This is a genomic window from Bradyrhizobium sp. LA6.8 (assembly GCF_040547935.1).
In the GTDB taxonomy this organism is placed as follows: domain Bacteria; phylum Pseudomonadota; class Alphaproteobacteria; order Rhizobiales; family Xanthobacteraceae; genus Bradyrhizobium; species Bradyrhizobium barranii.
Genome location: NZ_JBEPQQ010000003.1, coordinates 329000 through 350023, shown reverse-complemented (window position 1 = coordinate 350023; position 21024 = coordinate 329000). Strand labels below are relative to the sequence as shown.

Genomic DNA, 21024 nt, shown 5'->3' with positions numbered 1-21024 from the left:
CGCTCGCAATGACGGGGAGGAGACGCCGCACGCCCCGTCTGCTATTGTTTCTGCGGAGACAGATGGATGCAATCGGAGTTCGAATGAGAGTGCTGGTGATCGGCGCAGGCGCGCTTGGAGGCTATTACGGAGCTCGCCTGGCCCGAGCCGGCGGCGACGTGACCTTTCTGGTGCGGCCCGGACGGGCGGAGCAATTGCGGCGGAATGGACTGCAGGTCGTGAGCCCGCATGGCGACTTTGCCGTGCAGCCGAAGATCGTCCTGGCTAACGATCTCAAGGAGACGTTCGACGTCGTGCTGGTCGGGGTGAAATCCTACTCGCTCGACGATGCGATGGCCCAGCTTGCCCCGGCCGTTGGCGCCAACACGATGATTCTGCCGATACTCAACGGATTGAAACATATTGACGCTCTGACCGCGAAGTTCGGTGCTGCGCGCGTCCTCGGCGGCCTGGCGAACGTCAGCGCCGGGCTCGACGCGGATGGTCGTGTCGTTCAGTTCATGGCCAATCAGACCATCGTCTTCGGCGAGACCAACGGGGCGCTGAGCGAGCGTGCGCTCGCGCTGGAAACACTGCTCCATGTCCCCGGCATCGACGTGCGCGCCAGCGAAGCGATCATGCAGGACATGTGGGAGAAGTTCGTCCAGCTCAGCACGCTCGCTGGCATCACTTGCCTGATGCGCGCAAGTATCGGCGACATCCTGGCGGTGCCGAACGGCGAGCAGTCCATTTTCCGGCTGTTCGCGGAATGCTGTGCCGTTGCAACGGCGTCGGGTTTTGAGCCACGCGCCCCGTTCATCGAGTTCGACCGGAAACTGTTCACCACCCTGGACTCGCCGCTCAAGGCTTCGATGCTGCGCGATATCGAGCGCGGCTCGATCACCGAGGCTGAGCACATCCTCGGCGATATGGCCAATCGAGCCCGTACGCTTGGCATCGAAACACCGCTGCTGGATCTGGCCCGCGCGCATGTGGCGGCCTACGAAGTCGGGCGCCGAAGGGCGGCAGGTTAACCCGCTCCGATCAGCGGGATCGCCTCGTCCCGCTCGTAGAGATACAGCAGGCACCGCAGCGCCTCGCCGCGCTCGCCCTTCAGCTTCGGATCGTCCTTCAGGATCCGCAGCGCCTCGTCTCTAGCCTGGGTGATGAGCTGGCCGTGCACCTCCGAGCGCGCGATGCGGTAGCCGGGCAGGCCGCTCTGGCGCACGCCCAGCACGTCGCCTTCGCCGCGCAGCTTCAAATCTTCCTCGGCGATGCGAAAGCCATCGGTGGTCTCGCGGATCACCTTCAGGCGTGCCTTCGACATTTCGCCGAGCGGCTCCGAGTAGAGAAGGAGGCAGGTCGAGGCTTCCGAACCGCGCCCGATGCGGCCGCGCAGCTGGTGCAGCTGCGCAAGGCCAAACCGTTCGGCGTTCTCGATCACCATGATGGTCGCGGCCGGCACGTCGACGCCGACCTCGACCACGGTGGTCGCAACCAGAAGGCCGATCTCATGGGCGGCGAACTGGCCCATCACGCGGTCCTTCTCGGTGCCCTTCATCTGGCCGTGGACGAGGCCGACGCGGTCGCCGAAACGCTTTTGCAAGCTCTCGAAGCGTTTGGTCGCATTGGTCAGGTGCTCGGTGCCTTCGGCCTCGGATTCCTCGACCAGCGGGCAGATCCAGTAGACCAGCTTGCCCGCCTCCAAGGCCCGGCCGATGCTGTCCGTGACCTCATTGAGGCGGCTCATCGATACGGTGCGGGTTTCGATCGGCTGGCGGCCGGCGGGCTTCTCGCGCAACTCGGAGATGTCCATGTCGCCGAAATAGGTCAGCACCAGCGTGCGCGGGATCGGCGTCGCACTCAGCACCAGCACGTCGACGGCGGCGCCCTTCGAGGTCAGCGCGAGGCGTTCGCGCACGCCGAAACGATGCTGCTCGTCGACGACGGCCAGGGCGAGATCGCTGAAGATCACGTCGTCCTGGATCAGCGCATGGGTACCGACGAGGAGATTGATCTCGCCGGCTTCGAGTTGCGCCAACAGCTCGCGCCGCTCCTTGCCTTTCTCGCGGCCGGTGAGGATGGCCACGCGCAGCCCTGCGCGCTCCGCGAGCGGGGCAATGGTCTTGATGTGCTGCCGCGCCAGGATTTCCGTCGGCGCCATCAGCGCGGCCTGCTTGCCGACTTCGGCGACGGCGGCGGCCGCCAGCAGCGCCACCACCGTCTTGCCCGAGCCGACGTCGCCCTGAAGCAGGCGCAGCATGCGGACGGGCTGTTTCAGATCCTCGGCGATGGCGGCGGTCGCTTCTCGCTGCGACGACGTCAATGCATAGGGCAGGGCGTCGATGATCTTGTTGCGCAAGTGACCGTCGCCAGCGTTGCGGACGCCGGCCGGGCGGCGCAATTGGGCGCGGATCAGGGCCAGCGCGAGCTGGCCGGCCAAGAGCTCGTCGAAGGCGAGGCGCGACCAGTAGGGTTTTTCGGGCAGGATGTCTGTCAGCTCGACCGGCTGGTGCACGCGGCTGAGCGCCTCGGTGACCGTCGGAAAACTGCAGCGGCGCATCACCTCCGGGCTGATCCATTCCGGCAGGGCCGGCAGCTTCTGCAGCGCTTGCGCGACCGCGCGTCGCAGCGAGCCGAGCGCCAGACCCGTGGTCAGCGGATAGACGGGATCAATCCCGGAGAGTTTTGCGATCGCCTCCTCGTCGAGCACGCGGTCGGGATGCACAATCTGCGGGATGCCGTCATACATCTGCAGCGTGCCCGAGACGTAGCGCTTCTCGCCCATCGGCAGCAGCTTTTCGACATAGCCGGGCTTGGCGCGGAAGAAGGTCAGCACGACGTCGCCGGTGTCGTCGCTGGCATAGACGAGATAGGGCGCGCGGGCGTTGCGCGGCGGCGGCGGGCGATGGCGATCGACGGTGACCTCCAGCGTCACCATGGTTCCCTGGACGGCGTCGCGGATCTTTGGCCGCGCGCGGCGGTCGATGACCTGGCTCGGCAAATGCAGCAGCAGGTCAACCAGGCGCGGCGTCTCATTGCGGCTGAGCAGGTACTGCAGCAGCTTGTCCTGCTTCGGACCGACGCCGGGCAGGCTGGTCACGGGAGCAAACAGCGGATTGAGCAGGCTGGGGCGCATCAGGCGAATCTAGGATCGTTTCGGCCCGTCATGCCCGGCTTTATGGCGGGCATCCACGTCTTTTTTCGCGGCGCTCGCGCGGGCAGCGGGCCATGCCAAATCGAGGGCTGACAGGGGCGGTCCGAGTGGCTATATCACCCCGGCCCGGCACGTCCGGGCTTTCTGCGTTTGACTGGATCTGAGACATGACGGGAACGACACGATCGAGCAACGGGCTGGACGATCGCCGCAAGCGGCTTCTGTTCCGCTGCTGGCACCGCGGCACGCGCGAGATGGACCTGATCCTGGGCCGCTTCGCGGATGCCGAGATCGGCAATCTGTCCGACGACGAGCTGACCGAGCTCGAGACCCTGCTCGAAGAGTCCGATCCCGATCTCTATGCCGCCATCACCGGTGACAAGGTGCTGCCAGCTGATGTCACCGGCGCGCTGTTTGCCCGCATCAAGGCGTTCCCGATTACGGACGGCGATTTATGAAACAGGGGATGAAGTCGCCGGCCGAGCTGCTTACGCCCGGCCGCGCGCTGACGCTTGCCAATGTAGCCGAGGGCGCCGAGGGCCTCGTCATCTCCGATCTCGCCCGCGCCATCGCGGCGCGGCCGAAGAAACCGGCCGTCAGCCTTGCCGTGGTCTGCCGCGACGGCGGGCGAATGCAGCAGCTCGAACGCGCGCTGCAATTCTTCGCGCCCGATTTGCCGGTGCTGACCTTCCCGGCCTGGGACTGCCAGCCCTACGACCGCGTCTCGCCGCATGGCGGTATCCTGGCGCAGCGCCTGACCACACTGGCGCGGCTTGCGCCACTGACCGGCAGCGACAAGCCGCTGATCGTGCTCACCACGGTGAACGCAATCGTGCAGCGCGTCCCTGCGCGCGAACTCGTTGCCGCGCAGGCGCTGTCGGTTGCGCCGGGCAACGTGGTGCCGATGGACACCATCATCGCCTGGCTCGAGCACAACGGCTACAACCGCTCCTCGACCGTGCGCGAGCCCGGCGAATATGCCGTGCGCGGCGGTATCCTGGATCTGTTTCCGGCCGGCCTCGACCAGCCGGTCCGCTTCGACTTCTTCGGCGACAGCCTGGAATCGATCCGCTCCTTCGACGCCGAGACCCAGCGCACGATGCTCGACATGCGCTCGCTCGACCTCGTGCCGATCTCGGAATTCCAGCTCGTCACCGACACCATCCGCCGCTTCCGCATGGGCTATGTCGCCGAGTTCGGCGCGCCCGAGCGCGACGACGCGCTGTACGAGGCCGTCAGCGAGGGCCGCCGCCATCCCGGCATGGAGCATTGGCTGCCGCTGTTCCAGGACCGGATGGACACGCTGTTCGACTATCTGCAAGGCGCAGCCGTCGCGATCGAGCCGCAGGCCGAGGACGCCGTTCGTGAGCGTTTCAAGCAGATCCAGGATTACTACGAAGCCCGCCGCGATGCGATGGAGCATCCCGGCGGCGGTGCCATCTACAAGCCGCTGCCGCCCGACAGGCTCTATCTCACCGACGAGGAATGGACCAGGCGCGAAAGCGAGATGTCGCTGGTGCGGCTGACGCAGTTTTCGGTTCCGGCCGATGGTGCGACGATCGTCGATGCCGGCGCGCGCAAGGGCCGCGACTTCGCACCCGAACGCAATGACGCCACCGTCAACGTGTTCGAGTCCGTCGTCAGCCACGTGATGGCACTGCATGCCCAGCGCAAGAAGGTCGTGATCGCGCTCTGGAGCGAGGGATCGCGCGACCGCATGACCTCGATGCTGCGCGACCACAAGCTGACCCACACCACCAGCGTCAACGCCTGGCGGACGGTACAGGCGACCCCGCGCAACGAGACCATGCTCGCCGTGCTCGGCCTGGAGGCCGGGTTCGAGACCGATGAGATCGCGCTGATCAGCGAGCAGGACATCCTCGGCGACCGCCTGGTGCGGCCGCGCAAGGCCAGCCGCAAGCTCGACAATTTCATCTCGGAGGTGACGAGCCTCACCGCCGGCGACATCGTCGTCCATGCCGACCACGGCATCGGCCGCTTCATCGGCTTGCAAACCCTCGACGTCGCCGGCGCGCCGCATGACTGTCTTGAGCTGCATTACGCCGCCGACGCAAAACTGTTTCTGCCGGTCGAGAACATCGAGCTGCTGTCGCGCTACGGCTCCGACCAGACCGCGGTCGAGCTGGATCGTCTGGGCGGCAGCGGCTGGCAGACCCGCAAGGCCAAGCTCAAGAACCGCATCCGCGAGATCGCGGGCGAGCTGATCAAGATCGCCGCCGCTCGCCATTTGCACGAGGCGCCGAGGTTGCCGGTGCAGCCGGGCCTTTACGACGAGTTCTGCGCGCGCTTCCCCTATGACGAGACCGAGGACCAGCTCGGCGCGATCGAATCGACGCTGAAGGACCTCGAGCTCGGCCGTCCGATGGACCGGCTGATCTGCGGCGACGTCGGCTTCGGCAAGACCGAGGTGGCCTTGCGCGCGGCCTTTGCCGTCGCGCTCGAAGGCAAGCAGGTCGCGGTCGTGGTGCCGACCACGCTGCTCGCCCGCCAGCACCACAAGACCTTCACCGACCGCTTCAAGGGCTTTCCAGTGAATGTGGCGCAGGCCTCGCGCCTGGTCCCGACCAAAGAGCTGAACCTGGTCAAGAAGGGCATTGCCGACGGCTCGGTCGACATCGTCGTCGGCACCCACGCGCTGCTCGGCAAGGCGATCAAGTTCCGCGATCTCGGCCTCGTCATCGTCGACGAGGAGCAGCATTTTGGCGTCACCCACAAGGAGCGGCTGAAGGCGCTTCGCTCCGAAGTGCATGTGCTGACGCTGTCGGCGACGCCGATCCCGCGCACGCTGCAACTGGCGTTGACCGGCGTCCGCGAGCTCTCGATCATCGCATCGCCCCCGGTCGACCGCCTCGCGGTGCGCACCTTCGTCGCCCCGCACGATCCGCTGATGATCCGCGAGGCGCTGCTGCGCGAACGCTATCGCGGCGGCCAGGCGTTCTACGTGGTGCCGCGCATCGACGACCTCGCCGAGGTCAAGGACTTCCTCGACAAGAACGTGCCGGAGATGAAGGTCGCGGTCGCGCACGGCCAGATGCCGCCCGCAGTGATCGAAGACATCATGACCGCCTTCTACGACGGCAAGTTCGACATCCTGCTGTCCACGACGATCGTGGAATCCGGCCTCGACATTCCCAACGCCAACACGCTGATCGTGCACCGTGCCGACATGTTCGGCCTGGCGCAGCTGTATCAGCTCCGCGGCCGCGTCGGCCGCTCCAAGCTGCGGGCCTACGCGCTGTTCACGCTGCCGGCGCAGCAGAAGATCACCGCGCAGGCCGAGCGCCGGCTCACCGTGTTGCAATCGCTGGAGACGCTGGGCGCGGGCTTCCAGCTCGCCTCGCACGACCTCGACATCCGCGGCGCCGGCAACCTGCTCGGCGAGGAGCAGTCCGGCCACATCAAGGAAGTCGGCTTCGAGCTCTACCAGTCGATGCTGGAGGAGGCGATCGTCAACCTCAAGGCCGGCGTGTCCGAGCCCGCCGCCGACCGCTGGTCGCCCTCGATCACCATCGGCATGCCCGTGCTCATTCCGGAAGACTATGTCGGCGACCTCTCGGTGCGGCTGTCGCTGTACCGGCGGCTCGCCGATCTCGACACCGAGGAGGAGATCGAGAACTTTGGCGCCGAGATGCGCGACCGTTTCGGCGTGCTGCCCGACGAGGTGCGCTATCTGTTCAAGGTCGCCGCGATCAAGGCGTTCTGCCGCACGGCCAATGTCGGAAAGATCGACGCCGGCCCGAAGGGTGCCGTCATCGCCTTCCGCGATAATTCGTTCGCCCATCCCGACCGCCTGGTGTCGTTCATCCGCAGCTACGGCCAGGCCGCCAAGGTGCGGCCCGACATGAAGGTGGTGTTCCTGCAAGACTGGGAGACGCCGGAAGAGCGGCTCGCCGGCACCACGGAGATCATGCGCCAGCTGGCACAGCTCGCGCAGAGCAAGAAGGCGGCGTAATTGTTCCGAGCGCCACCGAGCGGTACTTGGATACAAAACAGCGGCATATGGCCACTTGCGGAATGATCGAACGACAGCCATGTTCGATTCGTCGAGTTAGGCCGACGACTTGGCCTCCGACTTGGCCTCGCCGCTGATAGCGTGCCTGACTAATGACCTGATTCGTGTGACCCGCGACTGGTTTACCGGCCGCGGGTTTTTTGTACCGCAAAGCGGGGCTGCCCGCCCATTGAAACTTCTGAGGTCGCGAGCGTGTCTATCAATATCGATTCAGGCCAGGAACACGGTGACGAACACGACGACGTCATGTATCCGCAGGTCCTGCCGTTCATATTGGTCCACGCGGGATGCTTCGCGGCGATCTGGTCGGGCGTCTCGTGGCAAGCCGTTACCATTTGCGCGGTTCTGTACTGGTTGCGCATGTTTGCGATCACCGCCGGCTATCACCGGTATTTCTCGCATCGGGCTTACGCGACCAGCCGGGTGTTTCAGTTCATCCTGGCCTTCCTGGCCCAGAGCAGCGCTCAGAAAAGCGTCCTCTGGTGGGCTGCCAAACATCGCCATCATCATCTTCACTCGGATACGGCGCAGGATGTGCATTCGCCCCGGCACAAGGGCTTCCTCTACAGTCATCTCGGCTGGATCTTCTACCGGCAGCACGATGCAACCGACCTGGTGAAAGTATCGGATCTGGCGTCGTATCCCGAGTTGATGTGGCTGCACAAACTGGAACTTCTGCCGGCGTTCGTGCTCGCGGGCCTCTGCTTCCTCATTGCGGGGTGGTCAGGGCTCGTGGTCGGCTTCCTCTGGAGCACGGTGCTCGTGTATCACGGCACGTTCTGCATCAACTCCCTCGCACATGTTCACGGCCGCAGGCGGTATGTGACCGGCGACGATTCCCGCAACAACTGGCTGCTCGCGCTCGTCACGATGGGTGAGGGGTGGCATAACAATCACCACGCCTATCAGGCCAGTGCTCGACAGGGCTTCCACTGGTACGAGATTGATCTCACCTATTATATCCTGGTGGCCTTGTCCTGGCTCGGGATTGTCCGGGATCTGAAGATGCCGCCCAAGCAGGTCCTGCGCAATGAGCATCGGTTGGGATCACGCGCGATCAAGCAAGCGGCCGAGCAGCTCGCCGCACGCTTCAATCCTGAACACATCGCACAGGCGATCAAGACGTCGATCCATGAGACCGAATTGTCGGTCCGGGACGCGATCATTCTGTTGCAGCAGCGTGCCGATTTGCGTCTGTCCAGCATGCCGACTCGCGACCAGTTGCTGGCCGAAGCGCAGCGCATGTTCGCAAAGACGATGTCGCTGGACGACATCGTCGACCGGGCCCACGAGCTCCTGAACGAGACTGTCGGCTTTCTCCTGGCCACTCCCGCTCTGGCAGCCGCCCCGAAATCGGGCGCGAATGGTGGCGCTTAGCGCCACGTTGCCCGTACAAGGGGCGCGCACGAGATCAGGGATTGCTGACGCGCGACTACGACGCCGCGCGTGACGCGTCGGCTGAGAGACGCCCGAGCAGTGACCGCGCCGTATCCGACGGCGACAGCGAGTCCACGCTGACGACGGGATCGCTGCGCATCTCGTGCTTGCCATTGGAGGTGTGCCGCATCACCGCCGACAGGCGGCGGGCGATCATGTGGGCGGTGCGGAAGTCGGTCTCCGCGAACACGACGATGACGGAACCGTCTTTCTGCGCCACGCCAAAATCCATCTGTCGCATCAGGCGGCTCAGGATCCGCGCGGCGTCGAGCTGGGCGCGGGAATTGCCGGGCTCGAAGGCGAAGCGCGCCACGGAGAGGCCACCGCCGCGGGCAAGAGCTTGCTCGACCGCCTTGGCGAAATCGCGGGCAAAAGCTTCCACCGTGAGCAGGCCGCTGCGCGGGTCGAGCCAGCCGCCGGCATCGATCGAGCGCAGCGTGCGGCTCAGTTGCGCTTCCATCGCGTGCTGGCGGATCAGCGGCAGCGCGTTGGCGGCGACCATCGCCGGCTCGCCCGGGATCAGCTCGAGATTGGGCAGGTCGTAAGTCTGCGCGAGCTGGTGCGCGGTGACGACCACGGGCAGGCTACGAAATCGGGTGTCTTCGGCGAGCACCGTGAGGAAGGCGTCGGTGACGCGCGCGGTAAAACCTTCGGCGAGCACGACGCCATCGATATCGCGGGTGTTGAGATGCTTGGCCGCGGCTTCGATCGAGAGCGCGCCGACGACCCCGACGCGTTCGCCGAGTGCGACGGAGAGCGCAGGATAGGCTGCGCCGCGGCCGATCAGGAGCACCGTCGCATCGCGGGCCGGATCCCCCTCCGGCAACCCGACTTTCGCGTCCGGCAGCCGGCGCAGAACCGTCGCATGGAGAGTCCGTACGCGCAGCGCGGCGCGGAGCCGCGCGACGAGGCGGTCGGAATTGCCGCCGCGCGAGGAGAAGGGCAGGGCGTTCTGCGGCAGCGTGCCCGCGGCATCGAGCGCCACGAACGGCAGGTAGGGCGATTGGTCCGCGATCTTCCTGGTGAGCATCGCCAAATGGGGCTCGTGCCCGGCATGCATCGCGGCGAGAACCGCGGCCGGCTGCACCTGCTCGACCGCGCGCGCCGCGCTGGCCCAGTCGGCGTCGACGACGGGAAACAGACGGGCCTCGTCCAGTGCCGCAATGAAAGGCGGCCGCTGGGCGTTGGACACAAACAGGATCGGGCCCGCCTGGGACATCGCAAACTCTGATCACGCAACAGATGCTGCGCAATCTAGTCCGGTTGCCTTAATGCAGCGTCAATGGATGGGTCGAAACTGCGCTTAAACCGGCCCGGAGCGGTCGCGAAAAGCCTCGACCATCAGGGGGTTAAGCCCGAGTTCATTGAGCGCTTCGCGGGCGCGGCCATTGTCTTGCGCCCGTCCTGCGAGCCGGTGACCCGAGAGCCGGTCGGGCAGCGCGGTGAGCAGGGCGCCCTGGCCGAGCCGGCGCGCCCATTCCTGGAGGTCGTTGGACAGGAAGCGATAGCCGCCGACGGCCATGATGCCAGAGGGCGGTGCGGTGATGCAGATCGCGCCGCTCGGACGGTCGAGCCGCGCGGCATAGCCGGTGTCGACATAATCGCGCGGCGGCTGCACCGTTAGCGTGTCGCCGACCGGCTGCGGCGGTGCGTAGGCCGCGATCGGCACCATCGCTCCGCGCAGGCCGAGCGTGCCCCTGGGTGTCAGCAGGATCTCGCCGGCGATGGAGGAACCGGACTGCTCGCGCGGGGCGCCGTGCGGCCCGGGCATCACCGCAACAGGCATGCCGTCCTCGCCGCGGCGGGCGCCGAACAGCCCGGCCTCGCCGAACAGATAGACGTCGGTCAGCGGTGCATGCGGCGCGATCCAGGCATCGCTCGCCGCCACCTGCTCGGGCGCGCGCCAGAGGCCGATGACGTTGCGCAAGCTCGGCATCCGCGCCGCGAGATCGGCATCGCCGAGCCGCAGCGCGAGCTGCGCCGGGGCGATCAGCACCTCGCATTCGTGCTCGTTGATTTGCTGTTCCAGCACGTCGTTCTCGAAGGGATGATGCAGCGCCAGCGTGCCGCCGCAGAGCAGCCACACCGCGAGCGAGGAGGCGAGGCCCGCGAACGACATCGGCGTGAACGCCGCCATCACGGTCGCGCCCTGCTTGATGTCGGCTTCCAGCGACATCGCGAGCCCGCCGGCGATCAGGCTGAAATGCGGCCGCGGCACCGGGCGAAAGCCTTCCGCGGTGACGTCGAAGGAGATCATCGCCGCCTTGCGGCCGTCCTGGATCACAGCGCGCGTGGTGCCCGGCGGGCGGGCCAGCACCTCGTCGAGCGAGGCCATGCCCTCGGGCAGGTCGGCGCCGAAACCGCAGACGTAACGGATCGAGAAGGCCTCCGCGGCGGCATGCATGGCGAGGTCGGAATAGCTGACGCCGTCGACCTTGCTCATGGTGACGATGGCGCGCGCCGCGGTGCGGTTCAGCGCGGCGGTCAGTTCCGCATGGCGCCAGAGCAGCGGCAGCACCGCGACGACGAGCCCGGCGCGATGCGCGGCGAGCACAGTCAGCACGAACTCGACCGTAGCAGGCAGCTGGATCGCGATGACGGAATTGGCCGGCAGGCCCGATTCGACGAAATGCGCCGACAGGGCCTCGATGGCGGTGTCGGCCTCGGCGTAGGTCATGCGCCGCGGCTGGTGGCCGGTCACGCGGGCCTTGTTGAGGGGATCGAGCAAAGCGGGCGCGTGCGGTTGCCGCATCAGCGTGCGCTGAAACAGCGTGTCGAGCGTCGGCGATACGGCTGGCTGATTCACGGCGTCACTTCGCTTGCGGCTGCCCCTTCGACCACCAGGTCTCCGGCAGGTATCCGGACAGCGCGGTGGCCTTTGGCCGTTCTATCCGATTCCAGCGCGCGATCCATTGCTCGGATACGTTAAACAGGGGGATTGTATAGAAACCGGAGATCAAGGCGCGGTCGAGCGCCCGCACCGCCGAGACGAAGGCTGTGTGATCACGGGCCTCGAGGAGGGCGTCGATCATGGCGTCGACGGCGGGATCTTTGGCGCCCATGTAGTTGCGGGTGCCCGGATTGTCGGCGGCCGCACTCCCCCAATAGAAATACTGCTCGTTGCCGGGCGACAGCGACTGGTCCCAGCGGTTCTGGATCATGTCGAACTCGTAGCCGAGCCGGCGCTGGTCGAACTGCACGGGATCGACCGCGCGAACGCTCGGCTCGATGCCGGCGCGCTTGAGGTCGCGCTGGAACGCGAGCGCGATGCGCTCCTGGTCGCGGGTCGTCACCAGCATCTCGAAGGTGAAGGGGGCTTTTGTCGCGCGGTTACGCAGCACGGTGCCGTCGAGATCGTAGCCGGCGTCCGACAGGAGCTTGAGTGCCGCGCGCAGCGTCGTCCGGTCGCGCCCCGAGCCGTCGGTGACGGGCAGGCGGTAGCTGCCGTCCATGACGTCGGGCGGGATCTGCGCGGCGAAGGGCTTCAGCAACTCGCGTTCGCGCGCATCCGCGGGCCGGCCATAGGCCGACAGGTCGGAGCCGGCGAAATAGCCGGCAACGCGCGAATAGAGTCCGAAGAAGTAGTTGCGGTTGACCAGCTCGAAATCGAAAAGCAGCGTCAGTGCCCGGCGCACGCGGATGTCGGCGAAGATCGGACGGCGCGTGTTGAACACCAGGAATTCGGAAGGCTGCGGCACGCCGGGCTTGATGGTGTCGCGGATCACTTCGCCGCTTTTGGCGGCTGGAAAGTCGTAACCGTCGTGCCAGCGCAGCGGCTCGTGCTCGACGCGGAAATCATAGAGGCCGCGCTTGAAGGCTTCGAACTGGCCGTTGGCCTCGCGAAAATAGTCGAGCCTGATCTCGTCGAAATTGTAGAGCCCGCGATTGATGGGCAGGTCGCGGCCCCAATAGTCGGGATTGCGGGTCAAGGTCACGCTGGCGCCGGGCTTCACCGCCATGATCCGATACGGGCCCGAGCCGATCGGGCCGGTCAGTGTCGTCTCCTCAAAGGTCGCGACATCCACTGCATGCTTCGGCAGGATCGGCATCAGGCCGAGGATCAGCGGCAATTCCCGGTCGTTGGCGCCAGCCAGGTCGAAGCGGACGGTGAGAGGGTCGGGCGCTTCGGCCTTGGCGACCTTGGCGTAATATTGCCGATGGTTGGGGCGGCCGTGATCGCGCAGCAGCTGCCAGGAGAACAGCACATCCTCCGCCAGGACCGGCTTGCCGTCGGAGAAGCGGGCGCGGGGATCGAGGCGGAACGTGACAAAGCTCCGCGCGTCATCGGTCTCGACCGATCTGGCGAGCAGGCCGTAGAGCGTGAACGCCTCGTCATTGCCGCGTGCGAGCAGGCTCTCGACCACATAGTTCCGCACCGGCTGCACGGCCAATCCCCTGACGATGAAGGGATTGAGGCTGTCGAAGGTGCCGAGAATGCCCCAGGTGAGCCGGCCGCCCTTGGGGGCATCAGGGTTGGCGTAGGGCATGTGGGTGAAATCGGCCGGCATCGCCGGCTTGCCGTGCATCGCGATGGCATGGGCTTCCCCAGCCCCTGCGCCGCTTGCGGAGAGCGCGGAGGCGACGACGAAGGCGAGAAGACAGAGGCGGGTGCCAAGGCCCTCACGAAGGCCCTCGAGAAGGCGCTGGAACATGGACATCGGCACACGTTGATTCGAGGACCTGCGGGCCTGAATCCTATCACAAGGAATTTCACGGATCGCAGGCCAGGGAGCGGTTCAAGGCGTGGTCAAAGACGCTTGTCGGCATTGATCTTTTCGTCGGCCACGTTAAGAAGGCACGCAATCGCGCAAGAGCGTCGAGCCCGTCACTTATCCGCCTCAATTGACGGGGAGAGAGCCGCGCCCAACGCGGCCAGGTTCGTCGCTTCGGAGCGGTTCGGGCACTTCCCGTTCAGAAAGGGTTTTCCGCAATGAATTTCCGTTACTTGGCCGCGTCCGTCCGGCCGCGCGGGCGACTTCTCGCCTTGTTGACGGCGACGGCATTGGCCGTTCCGTTTGCCGCTGAGGCCCAGACCCCGGCGCCGGCCCCCGGTGCCCCCGCCGCGCCCAAGGCGGCCCCGAAAGCTGCTCCGAAGGCTGCCCCCAAGGCTCCGGCGCCGGCTGCCCAGGCTCCAGCCCAGCCGGCTCCCGCGCAGGGCGCTCCGGCGCAGCAGGGCGCCGCGGCCCAGCCGGCCGATCAGCAGATCCAGCTGATCTACGCCCCCTGGACCAAGTTCTGCCTCAAGGGCCAGGACGCCAACGCCAAGCAGGTCTGCTTCACCGGCAAGGACGGCCGCATCGAGTCGGGCCAGCCGGTCATCGCGGCCGTGATCATCGAGCCGGAAGGTGAGCCCAAGAAGATCCTGCGCGTGACGCTGCCGCTCGGCATGCAGCTTGTGCACGGCACCCGCATCATCGTGGACAACAATGCGCCGTTGCAGAGCCCCTACGTGATCTGCTTCCAGAATGGCTGCATGTCCGACTACGAGGCCACGCCCGAGCTCATCGGCAACATGAAGAAGGGCCAGAACCTCGTTGTCCAGGCGATCAATGCCAACGGTGCGCCCTTGACGCTGCCGCTACCGCTCGCCGGCGAATTCCAGAAGGCCTATGACGGTCCGCCGACCGATCCGAAGGTGTTCGAGGAAACCCAGAAGAAGCTTCAGGAAGAGCTTCAGAAGAAGGCCGACGAGCAGCGCAAGAAGCTCGAGCAGAACGGTGGCGCGCCCGGCGCGGCTCCGGCCGGTCAGAAGTAAGCGGGCTCAAATCCCGGACATGAAAAAGGCGCTCGGTTCGAGCGCCTTTTTTGCTGGCCGCTTGATGGCGGCAAAACTCAGTTCAAGCGCGCTGGCTCAGTTCAGCGACGGATTGCGCGGGCGATAGCCGCCGGTTTTGTCCTTGATGAAGATCTCGGCGACCTGGGAATGGCGGATCGGCTCGCCGGAATCGTCAGGCACCAGATTCTGCTCGGAGACATAGGCGACGTATTCCGACTCCGCGTTCTCCGCGAGCAGGTGGTAGAACGGCTGGTCCTTGTGAGGCCGCACCTCTTCGGGAATCGACAGCCACCACTCCTCGGTGTTGTTGAATTCCGGATCGATGTCGAAAATCACCCCCCGGAACGAGAAGATCCGGTGGCGAACGACCTGTCCGATCTGGAATTTGGCGGTCCTCGCTTTAATCATTCCCCGTCGATAGACCAGGATTGTGGCCGATGCTAGTGCCCTGACTTGGAATTGACCTTCGACTAAGGGGTGGATAGCCCCCAAATCTTCAGAAAACACTTCATCAATGATCGATATCCTCAATCTGGCGCTACCTTATTTCGGCTTGATCTTTGTTGGATTCGCTTGCGGCAAGGCCAAGTCGCTGCCGGAATCAGGCCTCGCCTGGATGAACTTCTTCCTGCTCTACGTGTCGCTGCCGGCGCTGCTGTTCGCGATCATGTCGAAGACGCCGTTTGCGGAATTGAACAACCCGCCGTTCCTGGTCGCGACCACGCTGTCCACGGTTGCGGCGTTCACCCTGGCGCTGGTCGTCGGCAAGGTTTTGGGACGGCTGACGCTGCGCGAGGCGACGCTTGCGGGCCTCTCCGGCGGCTATGGCAATATCGGCTACATGGGGCCGGGGCTGGCGCTCGCCGTGCTTGGACCGAAGGCCTCGGCGCCGACCGCGCTGATCTTCTGCTGCGACAGCATCTTCCTGTTCACGATCGTGCCGCTGCTGATCGAGCTCTCCGACCGCGACCATCCCTCGCTGGTCCATGCCTTCGGCGTCGTGCTGAAGCAGATCGTGCTCAACCCGCTGATCATGTCGGCCTGCTTTGGCGCGGCCGTGGCGGCGCTTCATATCGAGCTACCGGTCGCACTCGATCGCACCATCACGTTCCTTCAGAACGCAGCCGCACCGACCGCGCTGTTCGTGCTCGGCGTGACCGTGGCGCTCCGCCCGTTCAACCGGGTGCCGTGGGAGGTGCCGGGCGTGATCGCAGTGAAGCTCTTGATCCACCCGCTCGCCGCGTTCGGCCTGATGCTGGCGTTCGGACCGTTCGCGCAGCCCTGGGCCGCGACCGCCGTGCTGATGGCCTCGCTGCCGCCGGCGCTGAACGTGTTCGTGATCGCCCGGCAGAACGACGCCTGGATCGAATCCGCATCCGTCGCGGTGCTGCTCGGGACCTTCGCGTCGGTGGTCACGCTGACCAGCGTGATGTGGGCGATCCAGACCGGCCGACTGGTGTTTCCGTAAGCGAGCCTACCGTCGCCACGTCGGGGTCAGGCCCTCGCGCATGGCGAAGCGCCGCAGCGGGCCGATTGCGCCGAGCAGGTGCATGCCGACCGCGCGGACCGGCTGGAGCGGCAGGAAATCGTTGAGCAGGGAGCGGTTGGCGATGTCGATCGCAAACGTGCGGCTCAAAATATCCGGACGCCGCGCGCGGTCGTAGCGCTTGAGCACGTCGGGCGCGCCGGGATCCTGGCCTGCAGCGATGGCTTCGCCCGCAAGCCTGGCGATGTCAGCGGCATCGCGCAGACCAAGGTTGAGGCCCTGGGCGCCGATCGGCGGGACCACATGGGCGGCTTCGCCTACCAGCGCGATGCGGTCGCGCCCGAAGGATTTTGGACGTTCGATCGCCAGCGGGAATAGGTTGCGGCCCGGCTCGACCGTCATGCGTCCCAAAATGGAATGCGACTGCTTCTCGATCGCGGCGGACAGCTCCGCGTCGCTCAAGCCGCGAAGCCGCTCGGCCTCGGCGGGGGCCGAGACCCAGACGATGCTGGAGCGGTCGCCGAGCAGGGGCACGAACACGCAAGGGCCATGCGGCGTGTGGAACTCGGTCGAGACGTTGCGATGCGGGCGCGCGTGGCCGACGTTGAAGGTCAGCGCGGTCTGCGTCAGGTCGCGTCGCGTCACCGCGATGCCGGCGGCTTCCCGGCACAGCGAGTGCCGGCCGTCGGCGCCGACCACGAGCCGGGCCGTGAGGAATTGAGCGGACGCCGTGCGGATCGCGACGTCGTCGGCTTCGATGACGACGCTTTCGGCCTCGTCATCGCAACGGACGAGGTTGGGCAACTCGGCCGCGCGTTCTTCCATCGCCAGCATCAGCGAGCGGTTGTCGATATTGTAGCCGAAGGCGTCGAGCGCGATTTCGTGGCAGGAGAACCGGACCTCCGGCGCCCGGAACAGCCGGCCGGTGTCGTCGACGAGGCGCATGATTTCGAGCGCGGCCGCCTTGCCCTTGCAGCGCGGCCAGACGTCGAGGCTCTCCAGGAGATCGACGGAGGCGCCGAGCAGGGCGGTGGTGCGGTTGTCGGCATAGGGCACGCGCCGCGCCACCAGCGCGGTCCGCGCGCCGGCCTGCGCCAGTGCGATGGCGGCCGCCAGTCCCGCCGGTCCGCCGCCGATCACGGCCGCGTCATGGAGTGTCGATGCATCTGTCATGGAACGACAATTGACATGCTGCGCGGCAAATTCAAGCCCGGCTATATTTCCTTGATTTTGTGGCGAATTGTGCGACCGCGCGCCGCAATGGCGGATGTGCAAACCGGTCCCATTCTGATAGCAGAAGCCATGGATACCCAAGAGGATTCCCTGAAGCCGAGACCGGCGATCCGCGCCGCGGCCTTCTCGGTGCACATCTTCACCGCATTCGGCGCGGCCATCGCGCTGCTGGCGATGCTGGAGGCCGTGCGCGAGCATTGGGCGGCGATGTTTCAGTGGCTGGGCGTTGCCCTGATCATCGATGCGATCGACGGGCCGATCGCCCGCCTGCTGAAGGTCAAGGATGTGCAGCCGAACTGGTCGGGAGACGTGCTCGATCTCGTGGTCGACTTCGTCACCTATGTCTTCGTGCCGGCCTATGCGATCGTGGCGAGCGGGCTGCTGCTGCCGGTGGCCGCGCCGCTGCTCGGCATCGCCATCATCGTCACCAGCGCATTATATTTTGCCGATCTGCGCATGAAGGCGGACGACAATCATTTTCGCGGCTTTCCGGCGCTGTGGAATGCGGCGGCGTTCTATCTGTTCCTGCTGCACTGGCCGCCGCTGGTATCGACGCTGCTGGTCGCGGCGCTTGTCGTGCTGACCTTCGTGCCGTTCCACGTGCTGCATCCGGTCCGGGTCGTGCGGCTGCGCTGGCTGACGATGTCGCTGATCGCGATCTGGGCCGTGCTCGGCCTCTATGTGCTGGAGATGGATTTTCGCGTCGGCACCGGCGTGACAATCGTGCTCTGCGCCATCGCGCTCTGGATCAGCTTCAGCGACGCCTTGATCCGCCTGGCAAGATCCTTCGCATGATGCACCTCCTCACTAGTCCTGAAGCCTGGGCCGCGCTGCTCACCTTGACCGCGCTCGAGATCGTGCTCGGCATCGACAACGTCATCTTCCTGTCGGTGATCGTGTCGCGCATCCCCGAGAAGCAGGCCCACCGCGCCCGCCAGATCGGACTCGCGCTGGCGCTGATCTTCCGCATCATCCTGCTCAGCCTGCTGGTCTGGCTGATCGGCCTGACCGCGCCGGTGTTTTCGTTTTCGGGTTACGGCTTCTCCTGGCGCGATCTCATCCTGATCGGCGGCGGCCTGTTCCTGATCGCCAAGGCGACGCACGAGATCCACGCCGAGGTCGAAGCCGATGACGGCGAGGGCGACCGGGAGTCCGGAGGCAGCGCGTTCTTCTGGGTGATTGTCCAGATCATCGTCATCGACATCGTGTTCTCGCTGGACTCGATCATCACCGCGATCGGCATGGCGCAGGACATCGAGATCATGATCGCGGCGGTCGTGATCGCCTGCCTGATCATGTACATTTCGTCGGGGCCGGTGTCGCGATTCGTCGCGGAGCATCCGACCACCAAGATGCTGGCGCTGGCGTTCCTGGTGCTGATCGGCGTCGCCCTGGTCGCGGACGGATTCCAATTCCACATTCCGCGCGGCTACATCTACTTCGCAATTGCGTTCTCGGCGGCGGTGGAATTCTTCAACGTGCTGGCGAAGCGCAACCGCAGGAAAGTCCGCAAGTCGTCCGTTTAGCCGTTCCAATCTGGGTCGAGTTGACAAGGCGGGCGCGATGTCTTTCGCTCAGCGGCGAGAAGACCGAGAGGAGGTCAGGTGATGACCAAAGCCGTCCGAGTGCACAAGGTCGGAGGCCCCGAAGCCCTGGTCTATGAGAGCGTCGATGTCCCGGCGCCGGCTTCCGGCGAGGTGCGCATCCGCCAGCATGCGGTCGGGTTGAACTTCATCGACGTCTACTATCGCACCGGCCTCTACAAGGCGCCGGGGCTGCCCTTCATCGCCGGCAACGAGGCGTCGGGCGAGGTCATCGCCGTCGGGCCCGGCGTGACGCATTTTCATCCCGGCGACCGCGTGGCCTACTACCACAATCTCGGCGCCTATACCGGCGAGCGCAACATCCCATGGGAGAAGCTGGTCAAGCTGCCCGACCACATCACGCACGAGCAGGGCGCCGTGCTGATGCTGAAGGGGCTGACGGTCTGGTATCTCCTGCACAAGACCTTCAAGGTCGAGCCGCATCACCGCGTGCTGATCCATGCCGCGGCCGGCGGCATCGGCTTGCTCGCCTGCCAATGGGCGAGGGCGCTCGGCGCCCATGTCATCGGCACGGTCGGCTCGCGCGAGAAGGCGGAGCTTGCGGAGGCCAATGGCTGCGACCACGTCATCCTCTACAACGAAGAGGATTTCGTCGCGCGCGTGAAGCAGATCAGCCGCAACGAGGGCTGCGACGTCGTCTATGACGGCGTCGGCAAGGCGACCTTCCCGGGCTCGCTGTCCTGCCTGAAGCCGCGCGGCATGTTCGTCTCGTTCGGCAATGCCTCGGGGCCCGTGCCGCCGTTCTCGATCGCCGAGCTCAACAATCACGGCTCGCTGTTTGCGACGCGGCCGAAGCTCAACGACTACGTCGGCACGCGCAAGGAGCTGTTGGAAGGCGCCGACACGCTGTTCGCCGCCGTCATCAACGGCAAGCTGCACGTGCCGATCAACCACGCCTACGCGCTCAAGGACGCCGCCAAGGCGCATATCGATCTCGAAAGCCGCAAGACCACCGGCGCGTCGATCCTGAAGCCGTAGCAAGTTGCTCCATCAAAGTCGTCATGCCCGGGCTTGTCCCGGGCATCCACGTTCTTTGTGCCGCGCCTCAAGGCGTGGATGGCCGGGACAAGCCCGGCCATGACGGCGAGGGCGTTTACGCGACCCGCCGTGCCGCGCCGGCCCTGGTCAAAATCCCGTCGAGACAATCGATCATCTCGGCGATCTCGGCCCGCGTGACGTTCAGCGCCGGCATGAAGCGCAGCGTGTCGAGCTGCGGCGCGTTCAGGAGCACGCCGGCCTCGAACGCCTGCGCGACGATGCCTGGCGCGATCGGCAGCTTGAGGTCGAGCGCGAGCAAGAGGCCACGTCCCCGCACGCCGCCGAGGCCGTGCCGGGCCGAGACCTTCTGCAACTCGCTTTCGAGCAGCAGGCCGGTCTCGGTGACCGACTTCAGGAAGTCGGGCTTGCAGACCTCCTCGAGCACTGCCAACCCCGCCGCGCACATGATCGGGTTGCCGTTGAACGTGCCGCCCTGGTCGCCGTGCTCGAAGCAGGAAGCGCGTTCGGTCGCGAGCAGGGCCGCCAGCGGCACGCCACCGCCGATGCCCTTGCCGAGCGTCATGATGTCGGGCGCGATGCCTGTGTGCTCGTAGTGGAAGAGTTTTCCGGTCCGGCCCATGCCGGTCTGGATCTCGTCAAAAATGAGCAGCAGGCCGTGCGCGTCGGTGAGTGCGCGCAGCTCCTTCAGGAACTGATCGGTCGCGGGCCACACGCCGGACTCGCCCTGGATCGGCTCCAGCATCACCGCGACGGTGTTGTCGTTGATCAGCTCCTCGACCGAGGCGATGTCATTCAGCTTCGCCTTCTTGAAGCCGGCAACCTTCGGCTCGAACAGCGGCTCGAACGCCTTCTTGCCCGAGGCCGACATCGTCGCCAGCGTCCGGCCGTGGAAGCCGCCTGCGAAGCTGATGATCTCGAACGCGCCGTTCCTGTGCAGGCTGCCGTATTTGCGTGCGAGCTTGATCGCGCCCTCGTTGGCTTCCGCGCCCGAGTTGGCAAAGAACACCTGGTCGAACGCACTGTTTGCGACAAGCCGCTCGGCAAGCTTCAGGCTCGGCTCGTTGTAGAACGCCGGGCTCGGCGTCAGCAGCCGCTTGGCCTGCGCGGAAAGCGCATCGGCGATCGCGGGCGGGGAGTGACCGAGGCAGTTCACGGCCCAGCCCTGCACGAAATCGAGATAGCGCTTGCGGCTGTCGTCCCAGAGGTAGGAGCCCGCGCCGCGGACGAACACGGCCTTGGGCCGTGCGGTGATGTCCATCAGCGCGTCATACGGATGCGTGGTCATGTCGAACTCCTGTGGGGACGGGGTGGAAAAGGGGC

General features: G+C 65.8%; 16 protein-coding genes. 9 read left to right on the top strand and 7 right to left on the bottom strand.

All coding sequences use genetic code 11. From position 1 onward, the window contains the following. Positions 1-83 precede the first annotated feature (83 nt). Complete coding sequence (gene panE, locus ABIA90_RS15265; protein WP_354118377.1) at positions 84-1013, top strand: 2-dehydropantoate 2-reductase; 930 nt, start codon at positions 84-86, stop codon at positions 1011-1013. Here the strand turns inward: panE and recG are convergent. Beyond that, complete coding sequence (gene recG, locus ABIA90_RS15260; RefSeq protein ID WP_354118180.1) at positions 1010-3118, bottom strand: ATP-dependent DNA helicase RecG; 2109 nt, start codon at positions 3116-3118, stop codon at positions 1010-1012. The genes panE and recG overlap by 4 nt on opposite strands. A 185-nt stretch (positions 3119-3303) precedes the next feature. On the opposite strand from recG, the gene ABIA90_RS15255 reads away from it, so the two are divergent. From ABIA90_RS15255 to ABIA90_RS15245, 3 genes are all read left to right on the top strand, one after another. After that, positions 3304-3594, top strand: a complete 291-nt coding sequence (locus ABIA90_RS15255; RefSeq protein ID WP_028147879.1) for an FAD assembly factor SdhE — start codon at positions 3304-3306, stop codon at positions 3592-3594. Beyond that, complete coding sequence (gene mfd, locus ABIA90_RS15250; RefSeq protein WP_354118181.1) at positions 3591-7109, top strand: transcription-repair coupling factor; 3519 nt, start codon at positions 3591-3593, stop codon at positions 7107-7109. The genes ABIA90_RS15255 and mfd overlap by 4 nt, the downstream gene beginning before the upstream one ends. 306 nt (positions 7110-7415) lie before the next feature. After that, a complete protein-coding gene (locus ABIA90_RS15245) occupies positions 7416-8546 on the top strand; it encodes an acyl-CoA desaturase (protein WP_071913769.1) in 1131 nt (376 codons plus the stop codon). A gap of 55 nt (positions 8547-8601) precedes the next feature. Here ABIA90_RS15245 and ABIA90_RS15240 read toward each other — a convergent pair whose 3' ends face one another. From ABIA90_RS15240 to ABIA90_RS15230, 3 genes are all read right to left on the bottom strand, one after another. Beyond that, the gene (locus tag ABIA90_RS15240) at positions 8602-9825 is read right to left on the bottom strand and encodes a GGDEF domain-containing protein (RefSeq protein WP_354118182.1); all 1224 of its coding nucleotides are present in this window, start codon (positions 9823-9825) and stop codon (positions 8602-8604) included. Between the two features lie 84 nt (positions 9826-9909). Next, positions 9910-11412, bottom strand: coding sequence for an AMP-binding protein (locus ABIA90_RS15235; RefSeq protein WP_354118183.1), 1503 nt, complete (start codon positions 11410-11412; stop codon positions 9910-9912). Between the two features lie 4 nt (positions 11413-11416). After that, positions 11417-13264 carry an extracellular solute-binding protein gene (locus ABIA90_RS15230; protein WP_354118184.1) on the bottom strand — a complete coding sequence of 616 codons (1848 nt, stop codon included), beginning with the start codon at positions 13262-13264 and terminating at the stop codon, positions 11417-11419. Positions 13265-13536: 272 nt separating this feature from the next. On the opposite strand from ABIA90_RS15230, the gene ABIA90_RS15225 reads away from it, so the two are divergent. Then, a complete protein-coding gene (locus tag ABIA90_RS15225; RefSeq protein WP_135213671.1) occupies positions 13537-14361 on the top strand; it encodes an invasion associated locus B family protein in 825 nt (274 codons plus the stop codon). Between the two features lie 96 nt (positions 14362-14457). Here the strand turns inward: ABIA90_RS15225 and hspQ are convergent, their stop codons facing one another. After that, positions 14458-14790, bottom strand: a complete 333-nt coding sequence (gene hspQ, locus ABIA90_RS15220; protein ID WP_014495177.1) for a heat shock protein HspQ — start codon at positions 14788-14790, stop codon at positions 14458-14460. A 106-nt stretch (positions 14791-14896) separates the two neighbouring features. On the opposite strand from hspQ, the gene ABIA90_RS15215 reads away from it, so the two are divergent. Continuing rightward, entirely contained in the window at positions 14897-15850 is a 954-nt protein-coding gene (locus ABIA90_RS15215) for an AEC family transporter (protein WP_354118185.1), read from the top strand. 6 nt (positions 15851-15856) lie between these two features. On the opposite strand, the gene ABIA90_RS15210 is transcribed toward ABIA90_RS15215, so the two are convergent. Further along, a complete protein-coding gene (locus ABIA90_RS15210) occupies positions 15857-17041 on the bottom strand; it encodes a UbiH/UbiF family hydroxylase (RefSeq protein ID WP_354118186.1) in 1185 nt (394 codons plus the stop codon). Between the two features lie 87 nt (positions 17042-17128). Here ABIA90_RS15210 and pcsA point away from each other — a divergent pair, with 87 nt between their 5' ends. The 3 genes from pcsA (at position 17129) to ABIA90_RS15195 (ending at position 19683) form a co-directional block, all read left to right on the top strand. Beyond that, positions 17129-17896, top strand: a complete 768-nt coding sequence (gene pcsA, locus ABIA90_RS15205; protein ID WP_283016529.1) for a phosphatidylcholine synthase — start codon at positions 17129-17131, stop codon at positions 17894-17896. Continuing rightward, a complete protein-coding gene (locus ABIA90_RS15200; RefSeq protein ID WP_063983222.1) occupies positions 17893-18627 on the top strand; it encodes a TerC family protein in 735 nt (244 codons plus the stop codon). The genes pcsA and ABIA90_RS15200 overlap by 4 nt, the downstream gene beginning before the upstream one ends. Positions 18628-18708: 81 nt before the next feature. Further along, complete coding sequence (locus ABIA90_RS15195) at positions 18709-19683, top strand: quinone oxidoreductase family protein (protein ID WP_014495182.1); 975 nt, start codon at positions 18709-18711, stop codon at positions 19681-19683. Between the two features lie 115 nt (positions 19684-19798). Here the strand turns inward: ABIA90_RS15195 and ABIA90_RS15190 are convergent, their stop codons facing one another. After that, positions 19799-20989 (bottom strand): acetylornithine transaminase, encoded by a 1191-nt coding sequence (locus ABIA90_RS15190; RefSeq protein ID WP_354118187.1) that lies wholly within the window; start codon positions 20987-20989, stop codon positions 19799-19801. Between the last annotated feature and the right edge of the window lie 35 nt (positions 20990-21024).